The following is a 23,130-nucleotide window of genomic DNA, read 5'->3' as shown; positions in this document are numbered from 1 at the left end:
AATGTAACAGTTCAGTTTGCGCCTGCCGCTGCGCCGTGCGTACGCCGCCCTGTTCCTGATGGCGGAACTGTTACCAAAAATTGGAGGTATGTACGATGGGAATGGAACTTTTAGAAGAAATTTCTGGATTTTTGCAGAAAGGAAGAGCTAAAAATGTAAAAGCCCTGGTGACCCAGGCGCTGGAGGAGGGGATCGACCCCAAGGCCATCCTTAACGAGGGCCTGCTGTCCGGGATGATGATTATTGGTGAGAAATTTAAAAAGGACGAAGTCTTTGTACCGGAGGTTCTTGTAGCTGCCCGCGCTATGAACGCCGGTCTTGCCATCCTTGAACCAAAGCTGGTTGAAGTGGGCAATGAACCTGTGGGAAAAGTGGTTATCGGCACTGTCAAGGGAGATCTTCATGATATCGGTAAAAACCTTGTGGCCATGATGCTTAAAGGCGCCGGTTTTGAAATTCATGATATTGGCGTAGATACCGACCCGGAAAAATTTATTTCTGAGGCGGAGAGCGTGGGCGCCGACGTGATCTGTATGTCTGCGCTTCTGACAACTACTATGCCAAATATGAAGGTTGTCATTGACATGCTCAAGGAAAAAGGACTTCGCGATAAATATATTGTTATGGTAGGCGGCGCTCCGGTTAATGAGGCATTCGCCAAGGAAATTGGTGCTGATTACTATACTGAAGATGCTACAACAGCCGCTGAGGTTGCCAGGGACGCTGTTCTGGCAAAATAGGAGGTTTTATAGTAAACGACAAATATATTTGTCGTTTACTATAATTTTGGCCCGTGCCGGATGCAGGGCAGCCCTTGTGGGCTATCCCTGAACGGTGCGGGCTCAATTGTCGGAAAAAAGAAGAAGGAGAGCAGATATGCAGACAAAAAAAGAAGCGATGTTGGCAATTTACCGGGGCGAGATGCCTGATTTTATCCCTGCGGAAACCCAGTGTACCGCCGGTGTGGTATTTCCCGGTGATAGATATTTTGGTGAAAATGAAACAGGGGACGACTGGTGGGGCGTGAACTGGACAAGGCTCGGCCCGGATCCCGGCATTGACGGAAGTATGGTGACGCCACATTTTATCATGTTTGACGATATGGAAGAATGGGAAGAAAAGGTACATTTCCCGGATCTTGACGCTATGAACGCGGAGCAGATTTTGCAGGCTATGGCGTCCGGACTTGATTATGAGAACAATGCCACCCATGTGCTGATGCTTTCCGGTGCTTTTGAGCGGATGAATGAGATGATCGGTATGGAAAACGCCCTGTGCGCTTTTTACGAGTGCCCGGAGGCGGTAGCGGACTTTTTTAACGCCATGTGCGACTATAAGCTGAAATGTATTGAGATCGCCCACAAAGCGGTTCATCCGGATATTATCCATATGCACGATGACTGGGGAACTAATTCCAATATGTTCTTTTCACCGGATATGTGGCGGGAATTTATTAAACCTATCGAAGCCAGATACGCGAAAAAGATCCATGAGCTTGGCATGATCTATGAGCATCATTCCTGTGGATATATTACCCAGATCATTCCCGATCTTGTGGAGATCGGCGTAGATTGTATCAATCCGCTGAACGTGTGCAACGATATGGAGATGATCAAGAGGGAGTACGGATCAAAGATCACCCTTAAAGGCGGCATTGACAATCAGAAGATTGACGCTCCCGGGTGTCCGGAAGCAGAGATCCGGGCGGAGGCCAGACGCGCTATGGATGCCTACGCCGCCGGCGGCCGCTACATCCCCGGCTATATTTACTCTGACGCCAAAGTGCGGGATATTTTTAATGACGAAGTTGCTAAATACGGCGCAGATATTTATAAAAAGTAAAATAATAAAAAAGGGAACGCGGGTGTTCCAAGCCATTTTTTCGGCGTGGAGACACCCGCGTTTTTATAAAAATATGGAAATAATGTAAAAATATATGTTGTATTTTGAGGGGATGCTTTTTTCACAGCCCCTTTTACTCCTTCACGCCGCCCAGGGCGATACCCGCTACAAAGGCTTTCTGGAAGAAAGGATAGAGAAGCAGAACGGGAATAACACCGATAACGGCCATGGCCATGCGGATAGAATTTCCGGGCATCCTGGCCAGGGCCTCGCCGACGCCGGAGCTTCCTGCAAGGCTGGATAGATTGTTAATATTATCAATAATGCTTTTTAGGAACTGCTGCAGTGAGTACAAGTGTGTATCGTTAATATAGTACAAGCCGTTAGTCCAGTCGTTCCAGTAGCCCAGGCCCACCATCAGACCGATGGTGGCAAGGATTGGCAGAGACAGGGGCAGGACGATGTGGAAATAAATATAAAATTCCCCGGCTCCGTCGATTTTCGCCGCTTCCACCAGCGCCGGATGGATATTGGCCTTAAAGTTATTTTTGTACAAAAGGATATAAAATCCGTTAAATACCAGCGACGGGAAGATTAGTCCGAAGATGGTATTTTTTACGTGGAACACAGACGTATACATCAGGTAGCTGGGAACAATGCCGCCGTTAAAGAGCATGGTAAAAAATACCATAAAACTCAGCACCTTGGCCCGCTTATAATCAGGGCGCGCCAGGGTCCAGGCAAGCATTGGGCCAATGAGAAGGCTGATGCATGTTCCCACGGCGGTGACGATGAGGGTTATGCCGTAAGCCCGAAAGATCCGGATGCCATTGGAACTGAACAGATATTGGTAGGCGTAGGCCGAGAATTTTCGGGGGATAAAGCTGTAGCCCTGGGAGAGCAGCGTGGACTCCTCTGTAAAGGAGGAGGATACCAGCAAAATAAAGGGCAGAATTGCCAATGCCGCAAAGACGGACAAAATTGCGATGATAATGGCCTGATAGCGTTTGTCGCTGGCGCTTTTTACACTTGAATCCATAAATCCATCCTCCTTTCACTAAAACAGGGCGTTTTCACGGTCTAATTTACGAACGACCATGTTGACGCAGAAGACAAGGGCAAAGCCTACAATGGCCTGGTAGGTGCTTCCTGCGGAAGCAATGGATACGTTATTCAAGACCATAAGGCTGCGGTATACATAGGTGTCCACAGTATTTGTCACATCGTAGAGAGCTCCGGAATCCAGAGGCACCTGGTAGAACAGGCCAAAGTCGGAGTAGAAGATACGTCCCACCTGGAGGAGCATCAGGGTGATGATGGTGGACTTGAGCATAGGCAGGGTGATAAAAAGAATTTGCTGCCATTTTGTGGCGCCGTCTACTTTGGCCGCCTCATAGAGCTGCCGGTCAATGCCAACGATGGCGGATAAAAAGATAATGGCATTATAACCCACCTGCTTCCATACATACACAAACACAAGGATAAAAGGCCAGTACTGAGGACTCTGGTAAAAATTAATAGGTTCATCCAGAAGGCTGTTGATCATTCCTGTCTCATTTCCAAGCAGAGCGAAAACAATGTAGGCTACAATAACCATGGAAATAAGCTGAGGCAGCAGGATACTTGTCTGGAAGAAGCGCTGGAGCGCCCTTTTGTACAGATCTGACAGGCAGATGCCTACAAGGACGCCGACGATAATGCCAAGGGCGATAAATACGGCGTTGTAACATAAAGTGTTTCGAGTGATGATAAATGCGTCGCTGTCAAAAAAGCTTCCCCGCGATGAAAAAAGCATTTTGAAATTTTCCAGGCCAATCCACGGACTGTTCCATACGCCAAGGCTATAATCCACTTTTTTAAAGGCAATGGTAATACCGAACATAGGAATGTACCGGTCGATAATAAAGTACATCATGCCCGGCAGGGCCATGAAGTCCAGAGTACATAAGATCTTCAGATTCCACAGGCTGTAAATAGCCGCGGCCAGGATGAGAATCATGAGGATAAGGGCAACGACACATCCATAGCCGGCCTCCGGATTTCTGGCCCGGCGGAATGTACTGGAAATACCCAAAATAAATTTACAATTGCAAACGACGTTTACAAGGGCGCCCAGGCCGATAAACCGGAAGGAAATCTTACGTTTAAACAGCGGAAACAGCAGGCTCCCCACAAAGACAGCCAGCAGTCCCACTAAAGAAAGAATGAAAAAGACATCTGTGGTCAGGACAATCTCTCCGCCGCAGATGGTCCTTCCTGTAACAAAGTCCAGCCCGCTGACAGTATAAACATTTCCGTTATACCCATAGCTGGCAAATGGGTTTGTATACATGATCACTGTGATCACTGCCAGTATGATAAATTCCCATCGTATCCGGTCTGAGGCGGCCCAGGGACGGATATTGGTTAGTAGTTTCTGACGATCCACCATCGTCTCCCCCCTATCTGTAATAATTAATTGCCGATGAGCCGCCGAAGCATTTCATGGTGGCGGCGAACCTGGGTGACTTCATCGGGCAGAGCTTCAAAGTCAAGATCCTGCTGATCCCGCTGGCCTTCATATTCGGAATCAATGTAACCGTCATAGCCGCATTCCTTCAGATACTTTATAGGTTTTTCGTAGTCGATACTCTTCTCATCATAACATCCCGGCTGTCCGGGAACTTCCGTCATATCGTAAAATTTGCCGTGAATGCTGACAATATAGGGTACAATGTCTTTAATATCTTCCGGAATGGACACCGGTTCATGGAAGGCCAGCCGTTCCATGGAAGTAATGGTCATATCGCTGTCCGGATATTTTTCATGGGCCAGGTCCACAAGATCATCAAAACTGTAGTTTTTGCAGTTTTCCACAATAAAATCCACTTCCTCTGGATATTTGGCGTTTCTGCGCTCATAGTCCACAGATACCTGGGGTGCGCTGTGCTGGAAAATACCAAAGTCGGGCACCAGGCCGACATAAGGGCTTCCGGTTTTATCTTTAAGCTGGAGGATCTGTTCCACAAGTCTGAAATCCCTCACCGCGGACATGCCATATTTATTTTTCTTTTTTTGCCGCTGCTTAATGGGAATGGGGAAATGGATTTCCTTTCCGATGCGTACGTTGTATTTTTCCGCGGTGTCCAGTGCCATCTCAATGACGTCAATGGGGACGCTGCTTAAAGTCCGCACATTTTCAAAGCCCATTTTGGAGGCGATGATAATATCGTTTTTCAGCCGCTGGGCGGCCTCCCTGTGGTTCATCACATGATCCCGGAACTGATGGACGTCCAGAAAGACGTCTGCCGTTACTGCTTTCATGTTGTAGCGGGCCATGGTGTTGTTCCAGTCAAATATAAATTCTTCCGTGGGGAAGGGGTAGCGGGGAACGGCGGAATCCATAATAATCTCAATGCCGTCGGTCTCCAGATGGTCGTGAACTTCGGCGATCATATCTTTCAAGGTCATTTTTCCGAAAAACTGCGCCTGCTGATAGCTGTATAAAGAAACTCCCCGTTTAATCATGGCTGCCGCCTCCCTCCTTTAATTCAAGCTGATAAGAAAATACGGATGATGATTTTCCGCTTCCCGCGCCGCTGCCGGGTACCGGAGGATTTTTTACCCACTCCTCATCCCATGGGGCGTAGCCGTACTGCATCAGTATGGACTGCTGGAGGCGGATCGTGTGGGTTCCTGGGGCAAGACCGCCCGGCTTTTTCACATGGACAATGGCTTCAGTGGCATAATCCCAGTGTTCCCACACGCATTTTTTGAGTTCTTCAAAGGTTCTTGGAGCCTTGCCGTTGACTTCAAAGGTCTGAACTTCTCTCGGATATTCCACGCCATCGCACTGTATGTAATAACCGTTGTGAAGGGAGAGGAAGCATCCTCTGTAGTCTGCGATTTTGACGCTGAAGGAGAATCCCACGGCCTGGCCGCCCATATAATCGTTTTTTAGACTGTCCGGGCGAATTAAAAATTTATCAAACATAGTGTGTACCTCGTTTTCACCAGCGATTGTATTAATATTGCTCCGCTGTTTTTATGGATAAGCCGCAAAGCCGGCAGTATTTGCCGGCTTTACGGGAATCACAGTGTTTTACTGCTGGTTTGCCAGCCATTCATCCAACTGGCTTTGATAAGCGCTGACCAGTTCATCAATGCCGCTGGCTGTTAATTCGTCAAGGAATTGCTGATAGTAAGTGTCATAATCCTGGCTGCAAGAACCGGAAAGAATCGTTGTTTTATATTTCTCGAAAACATTGCTGCAGGCTGTAAGGGTAGCCTCAAGGCCGGTATTGTCCAGAGTAAAGCCTAGATATGGGGATATCTCTGCTGCCTGGTTAGATTCTTCCTGGATTTGGCGCAGATCGGGGTCATTGCCTGCCCATGGAGTTACATTCATACGGCTTCCGTAAAGGAAATCCGCAATATGATACGGAACGGTTTCGGCGGTGACTCCTTCGGGATAATCGGCACAACCATCTTCATTGATCACATAGTCCCGGCCTTCAATTCCCCAGGAGAGCAGATTGCCAAGTCCGCTGTCGGCGGTATAAAGAAGATTGAGGAATTTAATGGCAGCTTCCGGCTCAAGGGCTGTTACAGGAACGCCAAAGCCGAATTTGGTTAAAATACCGGTAGTGATCATAGACTGATGTTCTGTCACCGGATTTAAAATGATCATGTCGTATCCTGTAGAAGCGGCTGAGGTAATTTCGCCGCCGACTTCTGTTGTAGTGATCACGCCGCATCCAACGCCGTTTTTAAGTAAAGTTGTGCCGAAATCCTGGGACATGGCGGCATCTTTGTAAATAAGTCCTTCCTGATACCAGTCATAGGTACGGCGCAAAACTTCCTGAACATCCTCATTAAAATACAGACATTCAATTTTTCCTGTTTCTTTGTTGGCCATAAACATATTGGCGGAATCTCCCAGGTTATCGTAGACATAGCCGTCGGAGAAATTTTCTCCCGCGCTTAATGTAGGGCTTGCAGTTAAGACAGAGCCATTAATATCTGCATTGACAAGTCCCTGTCCGGACTGCTCAGAGATGGCTTTTAAGGCTTCTTCCACCTCTGTCCATGTGGTTGCGTTTTCAAGTTGTTCAGTAACCCCGGCTGCGTCGGCGAGATCTCTGCGGACCAGCATCATAGATTTAAAGACAAGGGGACCATAGTTTCCAACACCGTAAATCCTTCCGTCCCGGGAAGTGGCTGCAAGAAATTCATCTCCCAAAGTGGCTTTGATCTCAGGGCCATACTGGTCAAGATAATCGGTAATATCCATTAACTGGTTTTGGGACATTAATGTATTGTAGGTAGTACTTGGATTTGGGGTAAACATCATCAGGTCCATTTTTTCGTTTCCGGTGATCATCATAGGAACCTGTGTTTCATATTGTGCGGAATCAATCCACATCAGATCCACAGCTACATTAATTTCCCGCTGGGTGATTTCATTGACAGCTTCCTCAACAGCGTCTGATGCTGATTCCTCCACAGTTCCAAGAGTACGCAGGACAACAGTGATTTCTGTCATTTCCCCGGAATCGTCCTGGGCCTGGGCGTCATTGCTGCTCTGACCCCCGCTATCACTTTGAGTGCTTCCAGAGGTATCTCCACTTGCGGATGGGGGAACTTCGCTTTCCGGATTTCCTCCGCAGCCGGCGAGCATACCAGTGATCATTGCAGATGCCAACACTGCTGATAATAATTTCTTAAACTTCATGATACAACCTCCTTCTCCAAATTATCTTCTCCTGTTTAGAGTTTAAATAAACGTTCCGCATTTTTATAACAGATGGCTTCCAGCTCCGCTTTGTTAAAACGGCATGCCTCCAACTGCCGGATGGCAGTTTCTGTTGGAAAATGGGGATAATCGGTGCCGAATAGTATTTTATCAATACCAAGAGCCTCAATGGCACAGGCCATAGTTTCCGGCCGATAGCCGCCGCTTGTGGCAATATACAGATTTTTTTTCAGGTATTCTGAGGGTGGACGTGTGATGATTCCCTGTTCCCAAAGTCTCCGGCACTCATAGCCTTCATCCAGACGTTTGAGACAATAGGGGATGGTTTCGCCCATATGGCCTAAAATAATCTTTAAGTTTGGATGTCGTTCAAAGACGCCGTTAAAAACCATGCGCAGCAGGATAGTGCCAATGACAAAGCTCCAGTTCCATGTATTGCCAAGAAGGGCGGAACACCCCTTAAAGGCACGAACCTGGTCAGCTTCCGGGTTTCTGGGATGAATATAAAGCGGAACATCCAGAGCTTCCATTGTTTCCCAGAGAACATCATAGGCAGGATCGTCATAATAGGGATATTCACCAACGCCGGTCTGTCCCTGTACAAAGGCTCCTACAAAATGTTTCTCCTCAACGCACCGGCGAAGTTCTTTTTCCGCAGCTTCGGGTTTCTGCATTGGCAGAAGCGCCATGGCCCGGAAATGCGTTGGCGACTGATTTACGAAGTCTTCCATCATGTCATTGACCTGGGCCGCCATTTCCACGGCCCGTCCAGCATCATGGAGATACTGGACGGCATGGGTATTTGGAGAAACAATCTGAATGTCAATGTTAAAACGCTCCATGGTGGGCAGCCGGTGTTCGTCCACTGGCATGTCAAAAAGATCTTTTAAATACTGAGCCCTTTTTTCATCCGCAGTGGCGGGAAAGGTGTTTTCGTCTGTGGCTTCTCTGTCAAAAAGACGAAAAGTCTCGTTTTCTACATGTTCTTCAATAGCAATTTTCTTCATGTAATCCCTCCGTGTCTTGTAATTATGCTTATTTGTTACTTCTCTTTGATATAATTTTAGTGTATAATGACTAATGTTTCCAGAATACAAGTTTGATAGTAATTATCAGATTTTGACAAAACTTATCAGAATTTGACAAGTTTTTTAAAATGGATATAATAAATTTATGTGATTTTTGCATATTGTATTTAAGAAAGAATATGACGGCATTTGTTACTCATTAAAAATTAGGAGGCGAATCATTTTATGACAATCATACATGACTTAGTTGCTGTATATAACTCAATTTCTGTAGACCGGGCTTTTCACAGTGTTATTGCAGCACTCTTAAAAAATTTACCTCAGATTCCCCGGATGTCTCTGGAAGAAACCGCGGAATTGTGTAATACATCGGTAATTACCATAAACCGTCTGCTTAAAGAGATTAACTGTCCGTCATTTAGAGCTTTTAAACAAAGAGTTTCAGATGTGATTAACGGATACAGTAAGCATAACCGTGTTTTTCCCTATGATTGGCAGATGCCGGCCAATGACCACGACACAGCAGCCCAGATTGCTAATTATTTTATGTATCTTCAGGGGAATATTCAGGAAATGGCCCGGCGTATGGATGTGTCACAAATTGAAATGGCGGCGGATATTTTGCATAACGCAAAGGATGTTCATGTCTATGGGATGTACCCGGCAAGTCACGCAAAAAAACAGTTCCAGGTAGATCTTATGGTTTCCGGAAAGTATTATATCTGTTACAGCAAGCCTGCGGATATCCGGGAAGATATACGGACACTGGGACCGGAGTCTGCAGTAATCACCCAGGTTATTGCCTCCTATAAAGACTATTCGGAAATTATGCCTGCCATAAACCATGTTCTGGAACTAAAAATTCCAACGATTGTTATTTCATCGACGAAAACATTGAATAATTTTAAAGATGCCCGGTGTGTTCTCACATTTCCGGGGACAGATACAGCTATGGATAATTATTTCATAGATATTCTTTTTAATCTCATGTGTATGATATACCGGACAAACTATATTGATGGAAATTAATTGAAAAAATGAAACGAGGGGAAAAGGAGGGAGACTGGCAGGTGCGCCCTGCCAGTCATTATGAAAATGAAAAGATTATCAAAAAAAGCCTGACGGCTTCATATAAATATGCTATCGAAAATTTGTGAAAAAATCATGGCTATTTTGCAAAAAAACAGTAATATTTACGTAAAATAATCTGCTTCACATAGCGACTTCCTGATGAATTTAATGTTCAAAGCCTGTAACTCATCATTGCGGTTTAAACGTTCGTACAGAGGAGAGATTTGACTTGAAAGTGAGTTTTATATGGACAAGCTGTTGATGAAATTAGGAGACTCAGAAAATTTTAAAGACAGATAATTTGGGGAGGGAGTTCCGGCCGGCTTTCGTCGGCCGGAAGTTATGAAAATGAAAAAATTACTACAAAAAAACAAGTATTTTTTTGTATGTTTTAATCATAGAGGAATTTTGTGAAGAAAATATGTCGTATTTGTCAAAAGATTGTGATTTTCGCTCCGCTCATCAGGAATAGGGCGGTCTGCTCTTTATGCAAGCATAAATCATCCCGCCTATTCCTGATGGCTGAACTGTTGCCTGATTTGGAAATATATCAGTTCTTTTTGCCTACTGACATTATAGCATATGCAGTTTGGAAATGCAATATTCGGGAATTTTTTTCGCATAAAACAGGAAATCCTTGGTTACTGTTTACACAACAGCCAGACACTTGCTGGCTTGCCAGTGAACAGCAACAATCCTTGATTTATGCGGAACAAAAAAATAATGCAGAAGATGGGAGTTGAACCCACACGTCCTTGCGAACACTAGAACCTGAATCTAGCGCGTCTGCCATTCCGCCACTTCTGCATGCATTTATAATACCACATTCTGAAAAAAATGCAAGCCCTAATTTTTAAAATTTTTAAAATTTAACGAAAAATATAAAAAACAGGTAAAATCATCACAGTTCAGGCGGGACATGGCGGAGATTTTTCCTGGCTTTATGGCTGGATAGGTACATAAATTTCTAATTTTGAAAAACAACGTGATAATAGAAGAAAATTTTCCTGGAATAAAGTATAATAGAAGTGCAGCAAAAAACGGAGAGGGACACTGTGAACGCAGCAGAATCCTGAGATTATGATTTTTTTGAAAGGGGAATGCATCATGAATGAAGCAGTAAAAGCCATTGTTGAGAGAAGCAGTTGTAATAAGTATAAACCGGATCATCTTAAAAAAGAGGAGATTGATCTTATTGTGAAGGCCGGGCTTAACGCGCCTTCGGGAATGAACCGCCAGTGCCAGAGATTTGTCGTTGTTCAAAACCCGGATATGGTTAAGAAACTGTCTGCCATGAACGCGGGCGTCATGGGAATGGATGGCGATCCGTTCTACGGCGCTCCGGATGTGATTGTTGTTTTGGCAGATAAGAGCAGCGCTACATATTTATATGACGGCAGCCTTGCTATGGGCAATATGCTCAACGCGGCCTACTCCATGGGACTGGGCGCGCGGTGGATTCACCGGGCCAAAGAAATTTTTGACGGTGAGGAAGGAAAAGCGCTCCTGAAAGCGTGGGGGCTTGAGGGAGATCTGGAAGGCATTGGTTTTTGCATTGTAGGTTATCCGGATATGCCTCTTGAGACAAAAGATAAAGTGGGCGGACGGGTTGTCTATGTAGACTGATGATTTGGATGTTTTAGGAATAACATTCGGAAATATGTTATCAAGAAAAAGATTGTCTGGCTGGAACCAGGCAATCTTTTTCTTTACAGAATTTCTATTACAGAAAATTTTTATGGGGAAACTGTATCTCTGAAATCTGCCCTCCAAATAACGGCCGCACCTATAATAAAAATGGCGCAGATGAGCCAGGTGACAGGCTCACAGATGCATACAGCGAAATACCCGAACAAGGGAACAATAAGCAGAGCAAATACAATTTTTAATGTCATTTCAATAAGACTGCAAAACAAAGGTGCAAGCTGATGCTTCATTCCCTGGAGAGCGGTACGTAAAATGACAAGGAACATCAGGGGCGGCATGGAGGGAATGTTGATTTTCATATAAAGAACTGCGCTGGAAATAACTTCCGGGTTTGTGCTTCCTGTAATCAGCCGGATAAACTGCGGCGAGAAAAGGAAGGTCAGAGCCATAGCCACAAGCCACCAGAGGGCATAGAGAAAGAGCGCTGTCCGTATGCCTTTGAAAATTCGTTTCCGCTGCCCGGCGCCATAATTTTGGCTGGAAAAAGTAGCGATAGCAGTGCCGATAGATCCTCCCGGCGTAAAAAAGAACTCAGCGAGACGGCGGGCGCCGACCTGGGCGGCGATATAGACGCTTCCAAGGGCGTTAATACTGCTTTGGAGAATAACACTGCCAATATTATAAATAGTGGACATAAGAGCCATGCTGATACCAGACCAGAGCATATCCATAACAAAGGATTTGGATACATGGAGTTCTTGTCTTGAAAAATAAAATTCCGGATAAAATCTGATAATGTATGCAAGACAGAGCAGAGCGCTTATTCCCTGAGATAGAACGGTTGCTATAGCGGCGCCTGAAACACCTGTGTTTAAAGGCCCCATGAACAGAAAGTCCAGGATAACATTGAAAACCGAAGAAAAAAGCAAAAACCACAGGGGAGTCATGCTGTTGCCTACCGCCCGCAAAAGACCGGCTTCCATATTATAGCTCATGCTCAGAGGAATACCGGCGAGAATAATCGTTAAGTAGCTCAAAGCCCCACTCAGAAGATCCGTTGGCGTTTGTAAAGCTTGCATAAGCGGATGTCTGAGAATAAGAAAGACAACCGTTAAAACAGCGGCAAAAGAAAGCGAGAGGTTGATCATCCAGCAGACGGACTGGCGCATTTCTTTAGGGTTTCCTGCACCGAAGCTTCGGCTGACTGCCAGAGAAAGACCATTATTAAGCCCGAAACAAAAGTTGGTGATCAGACCATAAAGGGCCGATGTGGCGCCAATTTGAGCGAGTGCCTGATCTCCGATAAGGTGTCCCGCGATGGCTGTATCGGCCATGTTATAAAATTGCTGAAGGACATTGCCAATGATTAGCGGAAGCGCGAATTTAAGTAACAGGCGTGCCGGATTACCTGTAGTCATATCAAGAATATTATTTTTGCGGTTTTTCTCCATGAAAATCTCTCCTTTCAGGATTTTCCGACACATTTCACTGAGGGCCAGGCGGTTTACTTGCGTTAATTGTAGAAAGGAAAATGTTCGGAATATAACACCATTATAAATAAAAAAAACAAAAAATGTTTTAAAAGTGTGAAAAAAATGGTTTCAGATTTTGAAAGTCGAGGAAAACTTTTGGGGACAAAACCTTGAAATAGAAACATGGAAACAAAAGCTTGGGTGAAAACAGACAGAATAATCTTTACATTCTTCTTTTCTCTTCCTATAATGAATGTAGCTCAAAGCTGGCGCCATAAATTTGTGCGGACAAAGAGCCGGCAAAGAAAGGAGACTCGTATTTTGGAAAATAAGACACCGGGGAAATTATTTTTATGTGCTACGCCCATTGGAAATCTGGAAGATATTACTTTTCGGGTGCTGGAAACCCTCAGATCTGTGGATCTGATCGCGGCGGAGGATACCCGCCATAGTATTAAGCTTCTAAATCATTTTGAAATAAAAACCCCTATGACCAGTTATCATGAATTTAATAAGATTGACAAGGGGAAATATCTGGTGGACCAGCTTTTGCAGGGGATAAATATCGCGCTGGTGACAGACGCGGGGACGCCGGCCATTTCTGACCCTGGGGAAGAGTTAGTAAGAATGTGCCTGGATGCAGGGATTGAAGTGACTTCCCTGCCCGGTCCTGCGGCCTGCGTTACGGCGCTGACCATGTCCGGTTTGTCCGCCCGGCGTTTTTGTTTTGAGGGATTTCTTCCTACAGATAAAAAAGAGAGAAATCAGGTTCTTGAGCGGTTGAAAAATGAGACCCGGACAACAGTAATGTACGAGGCGCCTCACCGTCTTGTAAGGACGATGGAGATTTTAGAGGAAGTCCTTGGGGACCGGAGAATTGTTTTTTGCAAGGAACTGACCAAAAAGCATGAGCGGCGGATGGAGATGACATGCCGGGAAGCGCTGGCCTGCTTTGAAAAGGAGGAACCCAGAGGGGAGTTTGTCCTGGTCATTGAAGGCCAGGACCCTGAAGTGCTTCTGGAGGAGGAGCGAAGCTCCTGGGAGCAGATGAGTATTGAGGAACACATGGAAGTTTACACAGACCAGGGGATGAATCGAAAGGAAGCAATGAAAGCGGTGGCCGCGGACCGTGGCGTAAGTAAGAGGGATATTTATCAAGCCCTGCTGGATCATGAGCAGGGGGACTAAAAAAAGAGGGCTGGCGGCGGCTATCTGTCTGGCTGCGGGATTTGCCCTTCTGGCTGCGGCAGCACATATTCCCGGCTTTTCTCAGTGGTATGTCACAACACTTTACCCTTTATATGTAGGGAGCGTGGGACGGCTGTCCGGAATGAATGATGACGTGCTGGCGGATCTTCGGGACAACAACGCATTTTGGGATTTGTACGACGGAAGTATTTCCCGGATGTCCGACTGGATGAACGATACCTATTTAAGGGCTAACGGCCAGGCAGATGGTATCGCCAGTTACGACAAAATGGTAGATCTTATCATTTCTTACTGTAAGGACATCTATTGATTAGGCGGAAAAAATAGTATATAATGGGGATAACTTATTTTGATAATCAAAGTATTATGCATTACTGTTCACACAGCAGCCAGACACTTGCTGTCTGGCTGCGTCAGAATGTGATTCAGGCGTTCGCAGGCTTGCCAGTGAACAGTAAACTATTATGCCGGCAGGGAGGGATGATATGGACAATTATGAAAAGCTTGGCGGAGTGCTTGTGGAGTTGTTTAATGAAACTCTTGGGATTGAGCGAAGATATGTGGAGAAAAGTATTTATAAAGATATTTCTGTCAATGATATGCACATATTAAATGCTATCGGAATTGAAGGGAAAAAAAGTATGTCAGTTATCGCCAAACAGATTGGCGTGACTGTAGGGACATTGACGATCGCTATCAACAGTCTTGTGAAAAAAGGCTATGTATCCCGTTCCCGCAGTGAGAGGGACCGGAGAGTCGTGCTTGTATTTTTGTCCGATAAAGGCCGGGCAGCATGTGAATATTACCAGAGATTCATTCGGTCAATGGTTCAGGCTATGAGAGATGGCCTGGACGATGGCCAGTGTGAAGTGCTTGTCCAGGCCATGACCAATTTAAGGGAATACTTTCTCTCTGTCTGAGAAAGATCCGGGCTTTTTCTGGCAAAGCATTGCGTTTCCCGGTGCCTCATGTTTAGCGAAAATATTTAATGGAACGCACCGGCTTTGGATGCTCCCTGCGCTCTGCGATAGGATTTTTCGGATATCCGATATTGCAGGCGTCAAAGGCGTAGACCTCGCCCATGTCCAGGCCCAAAAGATCTTTTAGCGCGTCGGTATTGGAAATATCGCTGATGCCGGAACACACCCGGAAGGCAAGATCCATCTCTGTAGCCTTCAGCCACATATTTTCCATAATATACCCCAGGCAAGTCTCCTCCCGCTGCGGCAGACCGCCCCTTTCGGCGATGATGATCAGCCATGGACTGATGAAAATATCGTTGGCCGGGCGCTCACTCATAGCTTTGGCGATTTTGGCAACCTCAGGATATCTGTCCGCCAGACCGTTATTTTTTATGCGGACAACTTCCTGGCGCCGGGCCTCCTCGCACAGCACTTTGATCTTTTCGGCCATATCGCTGTCCCTGTGAATCACAAAAAAGTGGCGGAAGCTGTCCGTATTTTTCTGGACAAGGCCGGCGAATGGGGCCAGCCGGCCCGCTTCAATCACAGCCTCAATCTTTTCTTCCGGAAGTTCTGTGATATCAAATTCACGGATGCTTCGTCTCTGTTCTAAAATTTTGTCCAATACCATTTTCTCAATAAACATATGTAGACCCCTTTCCAATACAGTTTTTTGCAAAGTTAAGATGTAAAAAGGCGCTGCCTTTAAGTCTGAAACTTTTAGCAGCGCCTGAAAGTCATTTCATGAATGATCAGTCAACCTGAGGACCTGCGGAAACTAACGCCTTTCCTGCCTCATTTGTCTCATATTTAGCGAAGTTTTTAATAAATCTCTGAGCCAGGTCTTTTGCCTTTTCCTCCCACTGGGAAGCGTCAGCGTAAGTATCACGGGGATCAAGGATATTTGTGTCAACGCCCGGAAGTTCTGTAGGCACTTCAATGTTGAAGTAAGGAATCTTCTTTGTAGGAGCCTTTAAGATATCACCGTTAAGGATAGCGTCAATGATGCCGCGGGTATCCTTGATGGAGATACGTTTGCCTGTGCCGTTCCAGCCTGTGTTTACAAGATAAGCCTTAGCGCCGCTCTGTTCCATTCTCTTAACAAGCTCTTCGGCATATTTTGTCGGATGAAGCTCAAGGAAAGCCTGTCCGAAGCAAGCGGAGAATGTAGGTGTAGGCTCTGTGATGCCCCGCTCTGTACCTGCCAGTTTAGCTGTGAAGCCGGACAGGAAATAGTACTGTGTCTGTTCCGGAGTCAGAATGGATACCGGAGGCAGTACGCCGAAAGCGTCAGCGGAAAGGAAGATAACTTCTTTAGCTGCCGGAGCCGCGGAAACCGGGCGGACAATTTTTTCAATATGGTCAATCGGGTAAGATACACGGGTATTTTCTGTAACGCTCTTATCCGCGAAATCAATCTTGCCGTTTTCGTCCAGTGTAACGTTCTCAAGAAGCGCGTTGCGTTTGATGGCGTTGTAGATATCCGGCTCGGATTCTTTATCCAGATTGATAACTTTTGCGTAGCAACCGCCCTCAAAGTTGAAGATACCGTTGTCATCCCAGCCATGTTCATCATCGCCGATGAGAAGACGTTTGGGATCTGTGGAAAGAGTCGTCTTTCCTGTGCCGGAAAGACCGAAGAAGATGGCTGTGTTTTCGCCGTTCATGTCGGTGTTAGCGGAGCAATGCATGGAAGCGATGCCCTTTAACGGCAGATAGTAGTTCATCATGGAGAACATACCTTTCTTCATCTCGCCGCCGTACCATGTGTTAATGATAACCTGTTCACGGCTTGTGATGTTGAACACAACAGCAGTCTCGGAATTAAGGCCAAGTTCTTTGTAGTTTTCAACTTTAGCTTTGGAAGCGTTATATACGATGAAGTCCGGCTCAAAGTTTTCAAGTTCTTCGGCTGTAGGACGAATGAACATGTTTGTAACAAAGTGTGCCTGCCATGCCACTTCCATAATGAAGCGGATTGCCATGCGGGTGTCTTTGTTAGCGCCGCAGAAAGCATCAACAACATAGAGTTTTTTGTTGGAAAGCTCTTTAAGAGCGATGTCTTTTACGGTGTGCCAGGTTTCCAGACTTGCCGGATGGTTGTCGTTCTTATATTCGTCAGAAGTCCACCATACAGTATCCTTTGAATTTTCATCCATAACGATAAATTTATCTTTGGGTGAACGTCCAGTGTACTCGCCTGTCATAACGTTAACAGCACCCAGTTCGCTGACCTGGCCTTTGTCATAGCCAGTAAGCGCCGGGTTTGTTTCTTCTTCAAATAATAATTCGTAAGAAGGGTTATGCACAATTTCCAGAGTACCTGTAATGCCATACTTACTTAAATTGATTTCTGCCATTCTACATTTCTCCTCTTTCTTGATTTGATATTTGCGTCAGTTTTTCAGCAGGACATATAACGTATGCCAAAAAACTGCTGTTTCTTAGGTCATAAAGCAGCAAAAAAAGCTGCTCCCTTTCATTATTATACATAATTAATTAATTAAATCAACAGATTTTGGAAGGATTTTTTGGGAAAGGAAGGTTTTTTGGCTATTTTTTAATAGAAATTGGCGCGTCCTGTCGGAAATAATATCCCAGCGGGACACGCCAATTTATGTTGTTTTCTACGCCGCCAGACCCGGATTTTCATTCTGGCTGTCCAGCCATTCTTCCATCCGCTCCTCAATGAGATCAAAGGGCGCTGGGCCGGTGGTCAGGATAAAGCGGTGAAACTCTACCGGGTCAAAATTGCCGCCAAGGGCCGTTTCAGCGTCACTTCTCAATGTCTCAAAAGCTTTGTAACCAATATAGTAGGAGAGGTAGTTGGTCGGCTCCGCCACAACAGCCTCATAAAGCCAGTCGACGGTATCTTCATCTCCCATGGCGAACTGATCCAGATACTGGGCCGCGTCCTCCCGGTTCCATCCCTCGTAGTTGACCCCAAGGTCAGCGCGGGCGCAGATCCCCAGGGAAAAATCCTGGTTGGCCGCCAGGGTCGCAGCCACATCCTCATCCAGCCCTGCCCAGGCAAAAGAGCGCATTTCAACATAGGTGGCCCATCCCTCAGAATAGCCGGAATAGCTTAAAAGCCGGCGGATCGGGTGGGGATCGGTGCTGTTAAACCATGTGGTCTGATACAGGTGTCCGGGATAACCTTCGTGGGCCAGGGTGGCGTACATGGACATGGCATTTTCTTCATTAGTGTAATAATTATTAATATAGATGGTATTGCTGTCCGTGGCGTCCACCGCCGGGATCATATAAAATGCCGGGCTCAGGTTTTCCTCCAGGGAGGGATGGACATATTTGATTGTAAATTCTGAGGATACAGGCGCCGGAAATTCGTCGGTGATCTTAGTCTGGAGCTGATTTAAGATCGCCTCAGGGTCAGTGACCGGCGGCTGGGCCTGGGTGAGTTGGGTAAAAAGCTCCTCATTGTCCATGTAGAGGGCGGCGATGGTGTTTAAATCGTTATAGAGAGACTGGTCCGTCATGTCGATCATGTCCTCCACAGACCAGGAGGTGCCTGTGGCAGACTGTGCCAGGAGAGAATAGTACTGAGCCCCCTGGTCGTAATTGGCCAGGCCGCCTTCGTTGGTCCCGGTGCCTTTGAGCTGGGTCAGGGTGTCGATGATCATATCATAGGCAGGAATCACTTGTTCTTTCACAGTCTGGGCGTTTTCTTCCATGTAACGGTTTTTATCCGCTTCTGACAGATCCGGCATTTCAGAATCCAGCTTTTCCTGGAAAATATCTATGAGAAGGTTCTCGTCCGGGTTGGCGATAAATGTTTCACACTGCGAGATAATGGCGTCGGCTGTGTAGTCCGCCATAAAAAGGCCGGCCTCGCTTTTGGCCTTTTCAATTTCAAGGAGATCGGAAAAATACCGGGGCACGTCCTGGAGGAGGAGAAGATAATCCTCAATGTCTTCCTGGACGCGGAATGTATATTCGCTTAAAATTACCGGAAGCTGGGCCTGAATACCCAGAGTGGGGCTAAAAACAGTCTGATATAAAATAAAATCAAAGCTGTCAACAGACTCCTCAAAACTTTCCTCAAGCATATCATAAATAAGCTGCTGCTCATCAGAAAGCGCCTCATAATCAAAACTTTCAAGGGTTTTAAGAGCTTTCTGCGTGTCCTCAAGGTCTTCATCCGCCGTATCCAGGCTGACGTCACCGAAACTGATCTCATCTATGGACAGGCCGTAATTTTCCGGGTGTTCCAGGGAATAGTGAAAGTCTATGGCATTGGCTGTGACCTGCTGGCCAAAAAGCTCCGTTAAATACTGGTCAAAGGCGTTGCTGCCCTGATTCTGGGCGGTGTCGGAAACTGTCGGGGATACATTGGAGCTGTCTGCCGTAAAAATGTTTGAACCGCGGCAGCCGGACAGGGGAAGGGAAGATAAAACAATGGCAAGGCCCAAAACCGGCATAAGTCCCGGACGGTATATTTTCATTTTCATAAAAACTCCTTTCGGCCGGCGTTTCACCGGCAACTGTCAATTCATGATTAGTATGTGCAGCAATTCTATTTTTATCATTTTCGTAACTATTCAGCCGCGCAAGCAGCGGTAAAGCAGCGTTAGCTGCGGAAATCCGAGATGCATGGCTGAATAGTTACTCATTTTCAATGATTTGGCCGTAAAACTCAATCTTAACAACAGCATATCATAAGGGCCGGATTCAGGCAACTGTGAACAGTAACCAGGCAATCGTGCATAGCAACAGTGGCCTGATAAATAGAACATTTTTTGTTTTTTTGATATGGACATTTTCAAGGATGTATATGCTATAATCAAATGTACAGCTTGACCCCAGGTATAGTCCTGGACTTTGAGAACATACTGCAGAAAAATATAGGAGGTTTGTTTATGAAGGTATTAGGTATTTCTTTTGGCCGCAAAGGCCGCTGTTCAGACATTTTGACAAAGGAGGCTCTTTTTGAGGCGAAACGCTGCGGCGCGGATGTGGAATTTATTAACGTTATTGACTTAAATATCGGCCACTGTACAGCCTGTGACGCCTGTTCTAAGGCAAAAGAGCGGGGGATGCAGATTAAGTGCTTTAAGAAAGATGATTATCATATTCTTGAGGAGAAGGTTCTGGATGCCGACGGTATCGTACTGGCAGCTCCGGTGTACGCCGTTGCGCCTGTAGGACAGCTTAAAAACTTTATCGACCGCTTTGGACCGGCTCATGACCGGGCTGCCTTAAATAAGGAGCAGGAGAGACGTAAAAAAGAAGGTATGGAGCCTCTGGACGCCAGATATTTTAAGGACCGCCCCATCGCCTATATTTCTGTCGGCGGCGCTATCACTCAGAACTGGGTATCCATGGGTCTTCCCATTATGCACCTTTTTGGTATCTCCTTAAAGATGAAGAGCGTGGGCCGTCTGGACGCTTACGATATGGGCCGCACAGCCAGTCCTGTCCTTGATGAGAAACTGATGGCGAGAGCCGCTGCTCTGGGACGCTCTGTGGCTGAAAATCTTGGAAAGCCTCTGGAAGAGATGACCTTTGCCGGGGACGACGGCTGCTGCCCGGTATGCCATAATAATCTGCTCACATTTACAGGCACAACGACTGTAGAATGTCCGATCTGTGGCATTAAAGGTCAGGTTACTGTGGATGGCGACAAGATGAATGTGACTTTCAGCGAGTATGAGCAGAACCGCGCCCGCGGCACAGAGAATGGCCTTATTGAACACTGTGAGGAGATTGCCAGCATGATCCCCATTGCTATTAAGAAGCTTGAGGAAAATAAAGACCGGCTTCCGAAACTTCTGGAGAAGTACGAGCATTTTGAGGAAACGATTGCCAATATGTAAATTTACAGAAAATTGTCTACATAGAGACAGCCCCGGAAATATTCACCGGGGCTGTCTTTATGCAGGCATAAATCATCCCCCGCCTTTTCTGATGGCTGAACTGGTTTTTTCTGTAACAGCTCAGCCCGCGCCATTCGCAAAGTCGTGCTTGCGCACTGACTCGCGGCTTGCGCCGCCCCTTTGCTCATTTTCAGGCGCTCTGCACATCAGAAAAGGCGTGGTCTGATCTTTATGCGAGCATAAATCATCCCCCGCCTTTTCTGATGGCTGAACTGTTACATAACATCGTCAAATTCGTCGTCAAAATCTCCGTTGGCGATGATCTCCCGACCGGTGACGCCTTTGCGTACCCGCTCTTTCTCGATCAGCTCACTGAGAAAATCCTTCACATCACGGCTGCGTTTAATATTTTTCAGAACAAGAACCGGGTCGGAGTCATCGGTTGTGCGCATGGTGATGGTTCCTGTACCGCAGATCAGGTTCAAAAGCCCCCGGCGCAGAGAGATGTCCAGGATACGGTAAAGCAGGCATTCATGCTCTTTCTGGTTGATCAGGCCGTGATGGCAGTAGATCCGTCCGTTGGCCACGCGGTATGTATCAAAGGTGAAGGGAAACCACAGGATATGCCTGCGATCCTTCCACAAAGTTGTGGTATTAGTGCTGTATTCCATTCTAAAAACCCCTTTCTTATAAATTCGCAGCGACTCAGCCATGCATCTCATATTCCCGCAGCGAACGCGCCTTATATTTCTATCATACACGAAAAAATACGTTTGGCAATCCAGTAATGAAAAAAAGACAAATTTTGAAACTGTAAAAGTTCAGCCATCAGGGATTGGCGAGGTCAGTCAGGATACTGGAATTTCAAAAGATACGCTTCACTTCTATGACAAAATTGGTCTGCTTGTTCCTGACCATATTGACCCCAATAACCAGTATCGTTATTATTCATTAAGAAATTTGTGGCAGTTGGATATGATTACAACCTGTAGAAAGTTGAATATACCCCTGGAAACAGTGAAAAAAATTCTTTCTCTGAAAAATAGAGGAGCTGCGTCATGCGTCGTCGATCAGAAGGAAGTATGGATATGTTTTGGATTTAAGCTGTTTGGAAAAGGGAAAATTTATAAAGCGCAGAGAATATTTAAAGATGGGTCATCAGGAATATGTTCATATTTTCCCAAATAATCTTTATCAGATACCGGCTGGAAAATAAATCGTGTTTACCTTATAAATAAAAAGTGAAGAAGCTGACTTTTCCTGTCACCGAGACCACTGCGATGTGCTGTTGTTTTTTTATCTGTCGTAAAGGGACAGTACGCGGTTCAAGCCATGTCTATTTGCGGTACTAAAGTTTCAAAAATGAGACAAGTATCCCTTAAAATACACGAATGACTGTTTTTGGAAATCTTTGTTCTCCACTTCGCGCCCCTGAAATCAGCCTCATTACTTATAATAAAATCATCATCAACCGAAGTATTGAGGAAGGAGTGTTTCAGAATGAAGTACAGTTTATGTATTGATCTGCTCTATCTTGAAATCACACCCCAGGGTCCGGTATTTGCCGATACGGACAAGATCCTGGCAGGGATGGAGCTGGCGAAAAAAGCAGGGTTTGATTGTGTAGAATTTTGGGATTGGGCCAATAAGGATGTGGACAGACTTGTAGCCAAACAGAAAGAACTTGGCCTGACGGTCACATCCATCTGTGCAAAAGACAGAGGGACTTTAGCAGACCCGTCTACCCATGAAAAAGCTCTGGAAGGCTTAAAAGAAACGATTGAGGTAGCCAAGAGATTTGACTGCAAGAACATTATCGTAACCGCTGACGAGATGCCTGGATTCAGCCATGAGGAAAGCCACAAGAACATTGTTGAGGGCTTTAAGATGCAGGCGCCTTTAGCTGAGGCTGCAGGTGTGACACTGATTCTGGAGCCAATTTATGCGCCGTTTCCAGGATTTTTCAGAGATAGCGCAGAGCCTTTTGCTGTAATCGACGAGGTTGGCAGCGAAAGCCTGAAGCTGTTGTATGATATTTTCCATTATCAGCTTATGGAAGGAAATATCACCAATACACTTAAAAACAATCTTGATAAGATCGGACATATTCATATCGCTGCTGCCCCTAACCGCACAGAGATCACAGACGGAGAAATTAACTACAGCTATATTTTAAAGACACTGAAAGATTTAGGTTATGACAAATATGTAGCTTTGGAATATTCCGCTACAATGGATAAAGAAGCAAGCCTTGCGGCCTGCAGAGCCTTATTTATTTAATTGGTATTTTTTAATCAAGGGGAACCGCGGCATGTAAACGTTCCAGACCGC

The 23,130-nt window shown here is 45.8% G+C and carries 22 protein-coding genes and 1 tRNA gene; 11 read left to right on the top strand and 12 right to left on the bottom strand.

Features of this window, described 5'->3' with window-relative positions:
• Positions 1–95: 95 nt before the first annotated feature.
• Entirely contained in the window at positions 96–740 is a 645-nt protein-coding gene (locus tag HNP82_RS05275; protein ID WP_330599444.1) for a corrinoid protein, read from the top strand.
• A 136-nt stretch (positions 741–876) separates the two neighbouring features.
• Positions 877–1,842, top strand: a complete 966-nt coding sequence (locus HNP82_RS05270; protein ID WP_183772251.1) for a uroporphyrinogen decarboxylase family protein — start codon at positions 877–879, stop codon at positions 1,840–1,842.
• Between the two features lie 133 nt (positions 1,843–1,975).
• On the opposite strand, the gene HNP82_RS05265 is transcribed toward HNP82_RS05270, so the two are convergent.
• The 6 genes from HNP82_RS05265 to HNP82_RS05240 form a co-directional block, all read right to left on the bottom strand.
• A complete protein-coding gene (locus HNP82_RS05265; RefSeq protein ID WP_183772249.1) occupies positions 1,976–2,881 on the bottom strand; it encodes a carbohydrate ABC transporter permease in 906 nt (301 codons plus the stop codon).
• Between the two features lie 18 nt (positions 2,882–2,899).
• On the bottom strand, positions 2,900–4,273 hold the full coding sequence (locus HNP82_RS17945) for an ABC transporter permease (RefSeq protein ID WP_243164655.1): 1,374 nt from the start codon (positions 4,271–4,273) through the stop codon (positions 2,900–2,902).
• Positions 4,274–4,296: 23 nt separating this feature from the next.
• On the bottom strand, positions 4,297–5,349 hold the full coding sequence (locus HNP82_RS05255) for an apurinic/apyrimidinic endonuclease family protein (RefSeq protein WP_183772247.1): 1,053 nt from the start codon (positions 5,347–5,349) through the stop codon (positions 4,297–4,299).
• On the bottom strand, positions 5,342–5,815 hold the full coding sequence (locus HNP82_RS05250; RefSeq protein ID WP_183772245.1) for a C-glycoside deglycosidase beta subunit domain-containing protein: 474 nt from the start codon (positions 5,813–5,815) through the stop codon (positions 5,342–5,344). Before HNP82_RS05250 ends, HNP82_RS05255 begins: the two co-directional genes overlap by 8 nt.
• Positions 5,816–5,923: 108 nt before the next feature.
• Positions 5,924–7,555, bottom strand: a complete 1,632-nt coding sequence (locus HNP82_RS05245; protein ID WP_183772243.1) for an ABC transporter substrate-binding protein — start codon at positions 7,553–7,555, stop codon at positions 5,924–5,926.
• A 35-nt stretch (positions 7,556–7,590) separates the two neighbouring features.
• Positions 7,591–8,583, bottom strand: a complete 993-nt coding sequence (locus HNP82_RS05240; RefSeq protein WP_183772241.1) for an amidohydrolase family protein — start codon at positions 8,581–8,583, stop codon at positions 7,591–7,593.
• A gap of 246 nt (positions 8,584–8,829) precedes the next feature.
• On the opposite strand from HNP82_RS05240, the gene HNP82_RS05235 reads away from it, so the two are divergent.
• Both HNP82_RS05235 and HNP82_RS05230 read left to right on the top strand, forming a co-directional pair.
• Positions 8,830–9,633, top strand: coding sequence for a MurR/RpiR family transcriptional regulator (locus tag HNP82_RS05235; protein ID WP_183772239.1), 804 nt, complete (start codon positions 8,830–8,832; stop codon positions 9,631–9,633).
• Positions 9,634–10,085: 452 nt separating this feature from the next.
• A complete protein-coding gene (locus HNP82_RS05230; protein WP_183772237.1) occupies positions 10,086–10,418 on the top strand; it encodes a hypothetical protein in 333 nt (110 codons plus the stop codon).
• Here the strand turns inward: HNP82_RS05230 and HNP82_RS05225 are convergent.
• A tRNA-Leu gene (locus tag HNP82_RS05225) sits at positions 10,400–10,482 on the bottom strand. The genes HNP82_RS05230 and HNP82_RS05225 overlap by 19 nt on opposite strands.
• Positions 10,483–10,782: 300 nt before the next feature.
• On the opposite strand from HNP82_RS05225, the gene HNP82_RS05220 reads away from it, so the two are divergent.
• Entirely contained in the window at positions 10,783–11,301 is a 519-nt protein-coding gene (locus HNP82_RS05220) for a nitroreductase family protein (RefSeq protein ID WP_183772235.1), read from the top strand.
• Positions 11,302–11,411: 110 nt separating this feature from the next.
• On the opposite strand, the gene HNP82_RS05215 is transcribed toward HNP82_RS05220, so the two are convergent.
• Positions 11,412–12,773, bottom strand: coding sequence for an MATE family efflux transporter (locus HNP82_RS05215; protein ID WP_183772233.1), 1,362 nt, complete (start codon positions 12,771–12,773; stop codon positions 11,412–11,414).
• A 342-nt stretch (positions 12,774–13,115) separates the two neighbouring features.
• Here HNP82_RS05215 and rsmI point away from each other — a divergent pair, with 342 nt between their 5' ends.
• From rsmI to HNP82_RS05200, 3 genes are all read left to right on the top strand, one after another.
• Positions 13,116–13,982, top strand: a complete 867-nt coding sequence (gene rsmI, locus HNP82_RS05210; protein WP_243164654.1) for a 16S rRNA (cytidine(1402)-2'-O)-methyltransferase — start codon at positions 13,116–13,118, stop codon at positions 13,980–13,982.
• Positions 13,966–14,313: a DUF3810 family protein gene (locus tag HNP82_RS05205; protein ID WP_183772231.1), complete on the top strand. Its 348-nt coding sequence runs from the start codon at positions 13,966–13,968 to the stop codon at positions 14,311–14,313. Before rsmI ends, HNP82_RS05205 begins: the two co-directional genes overlap by 17 nt.
• Before the next feature lie 175 nt (positions 14,314–14,488).
• A complete protein-coding gene (locus tag HNP82_RS05200; protein ID WP_183772229.1) occupies positions 14,489–14,923 on the top strand; it encodes a MarR family winged helix-turn-helix transcriptional regulator in 435 nt (144 codons plus the stop codon).
• Positions 14,924–14,975: 52 nt separating this feature from the next.
• Here the strand turns inward: HNP82_RS05200 and HNP82_RS05195 are convergent, their stop codons facing one another.
• The 3 genes from HNP82_RS05195 to HNP82_RS05185 form a co-directional block, all read right to left on the bottom strand.
• On the bottom strand, positions 14,976–15,611 hold the full coding sequence (locus tag HNP82_RS05195; RefSeq protein ID WP_183772227.1) for a nitroreductase family protein: 636 nt from the start codon (positions 15,609–15,611) through the stop codon (positions 14,976–14,978).
• A gap of 106 nt (positions 15,612–15,717) precedes the next feature.
• Positions 15,718–17,325: a phosphoenolpyruvate carboxykinase (ATP) gene (pckA, locus tag HNP82_RS05190; protein ID WP_183772225.1), complete on the bottom strand. Its 1,608-nt coding sequence runs from the start codon at positions 17,323–17,325 to the stop codon at positions 15,718–15,720.
• Positions 17,326–17,592: 267 nt separating this feature from the next.
• Positions 17,593–19,434 (bottom strand): DUF885 domain-containing protein, encoded by a 1,842-nt coding sequence (locus tag HNP82_RS05185; protein ID WP_183772223.1) that lies wholly within the window; start codon positions 19,432–19,434, stop codon positions 17,593–17,595.
• 408 nt (positions 19,435–19,842) lie between these two features.
• On the opposite strand from HNP82_RS05185, the gene HNP82_RS05180 reads away from it, so the two are divergent.
• On the top strand, positions 19,843–20,799 hold the full coding sequence (locus tag HNP82_RS05180) for a flavodoxin family protein (protein ID WP_183772221.1): 957 nt from the start codon (positions 19,843–19,845) through the stop codon (positions 20,797–20,799).
• A gap of 275 nt (positions 20,800–21,074) precedes the next feature.
• On the opposite strand, the gene HNP82_RS05175 is transcribed toward HNP82_RS05180, so the two are convergent.
• The gene (locus HNP82_RS05175; protein WP_183772219.1) at positions 21,075–21,470 is read right to left on the bottom strand and encodes a PH domain-containing protein; all 396 of its coding nucleotides are present in this window, start codon (positions 21,468–21,470) and stop codon (positions 21,075–21,077) included.
• A 40-nt stretch (positions 21,471–21,510) separates the two neighbouring features.
• Here HNP82_RS05175 and HNP82_RS05170 point away from each other — a divergent pair, with 40 nt between their 5' ends.
• Together HNP82_RS05170 and HNP82_RS05165 are read left to right on the top strand one after the other, a co-directional pair.
• Positions 21,511–21,987 carry a MerR family transcriptional regulator gene (locus HNP82_RS05170; RefSeq protein WP_183772217.1) on the top strand — a complete coding sequence of 159 codons (477 nt, stop codon included), beginning with the start codon at positions 21,511–21,513 and terminating at the stop codon, positions 21,985–21,987.
• Between the two features lie 312 nt (positions 21,988–22,299).
• Positions 22,300–23,079 carry a TIM barrel protein gene (locus tag HNP82_RS05165; RefSeq protein ID WP_183772215.1) on the top strand — a complete coding sequence of 260 codons (780 nt, stop codon included), beginning with the start codon at positions 22,300–22,302 and terminating at the stop codon, positions 23,077–23,079.
• The last annotated feature ends 51 nt before the right edge of the window (positions 23,080–23,130 follow it).

The organism is Catenibacillus scindens (assembly GCF_014202115.1).
Classification (GTDB): Bacteria; Bacillota; Clostridia; order Lachnospirales; family Lachnospiraceae; genus Catenibacillus; species Catenibacillus scindens.
Note: the sequence above shows the minus strand (reverse complement) of the source record. Positions and strands in the feature narration are given on the sequence as shown.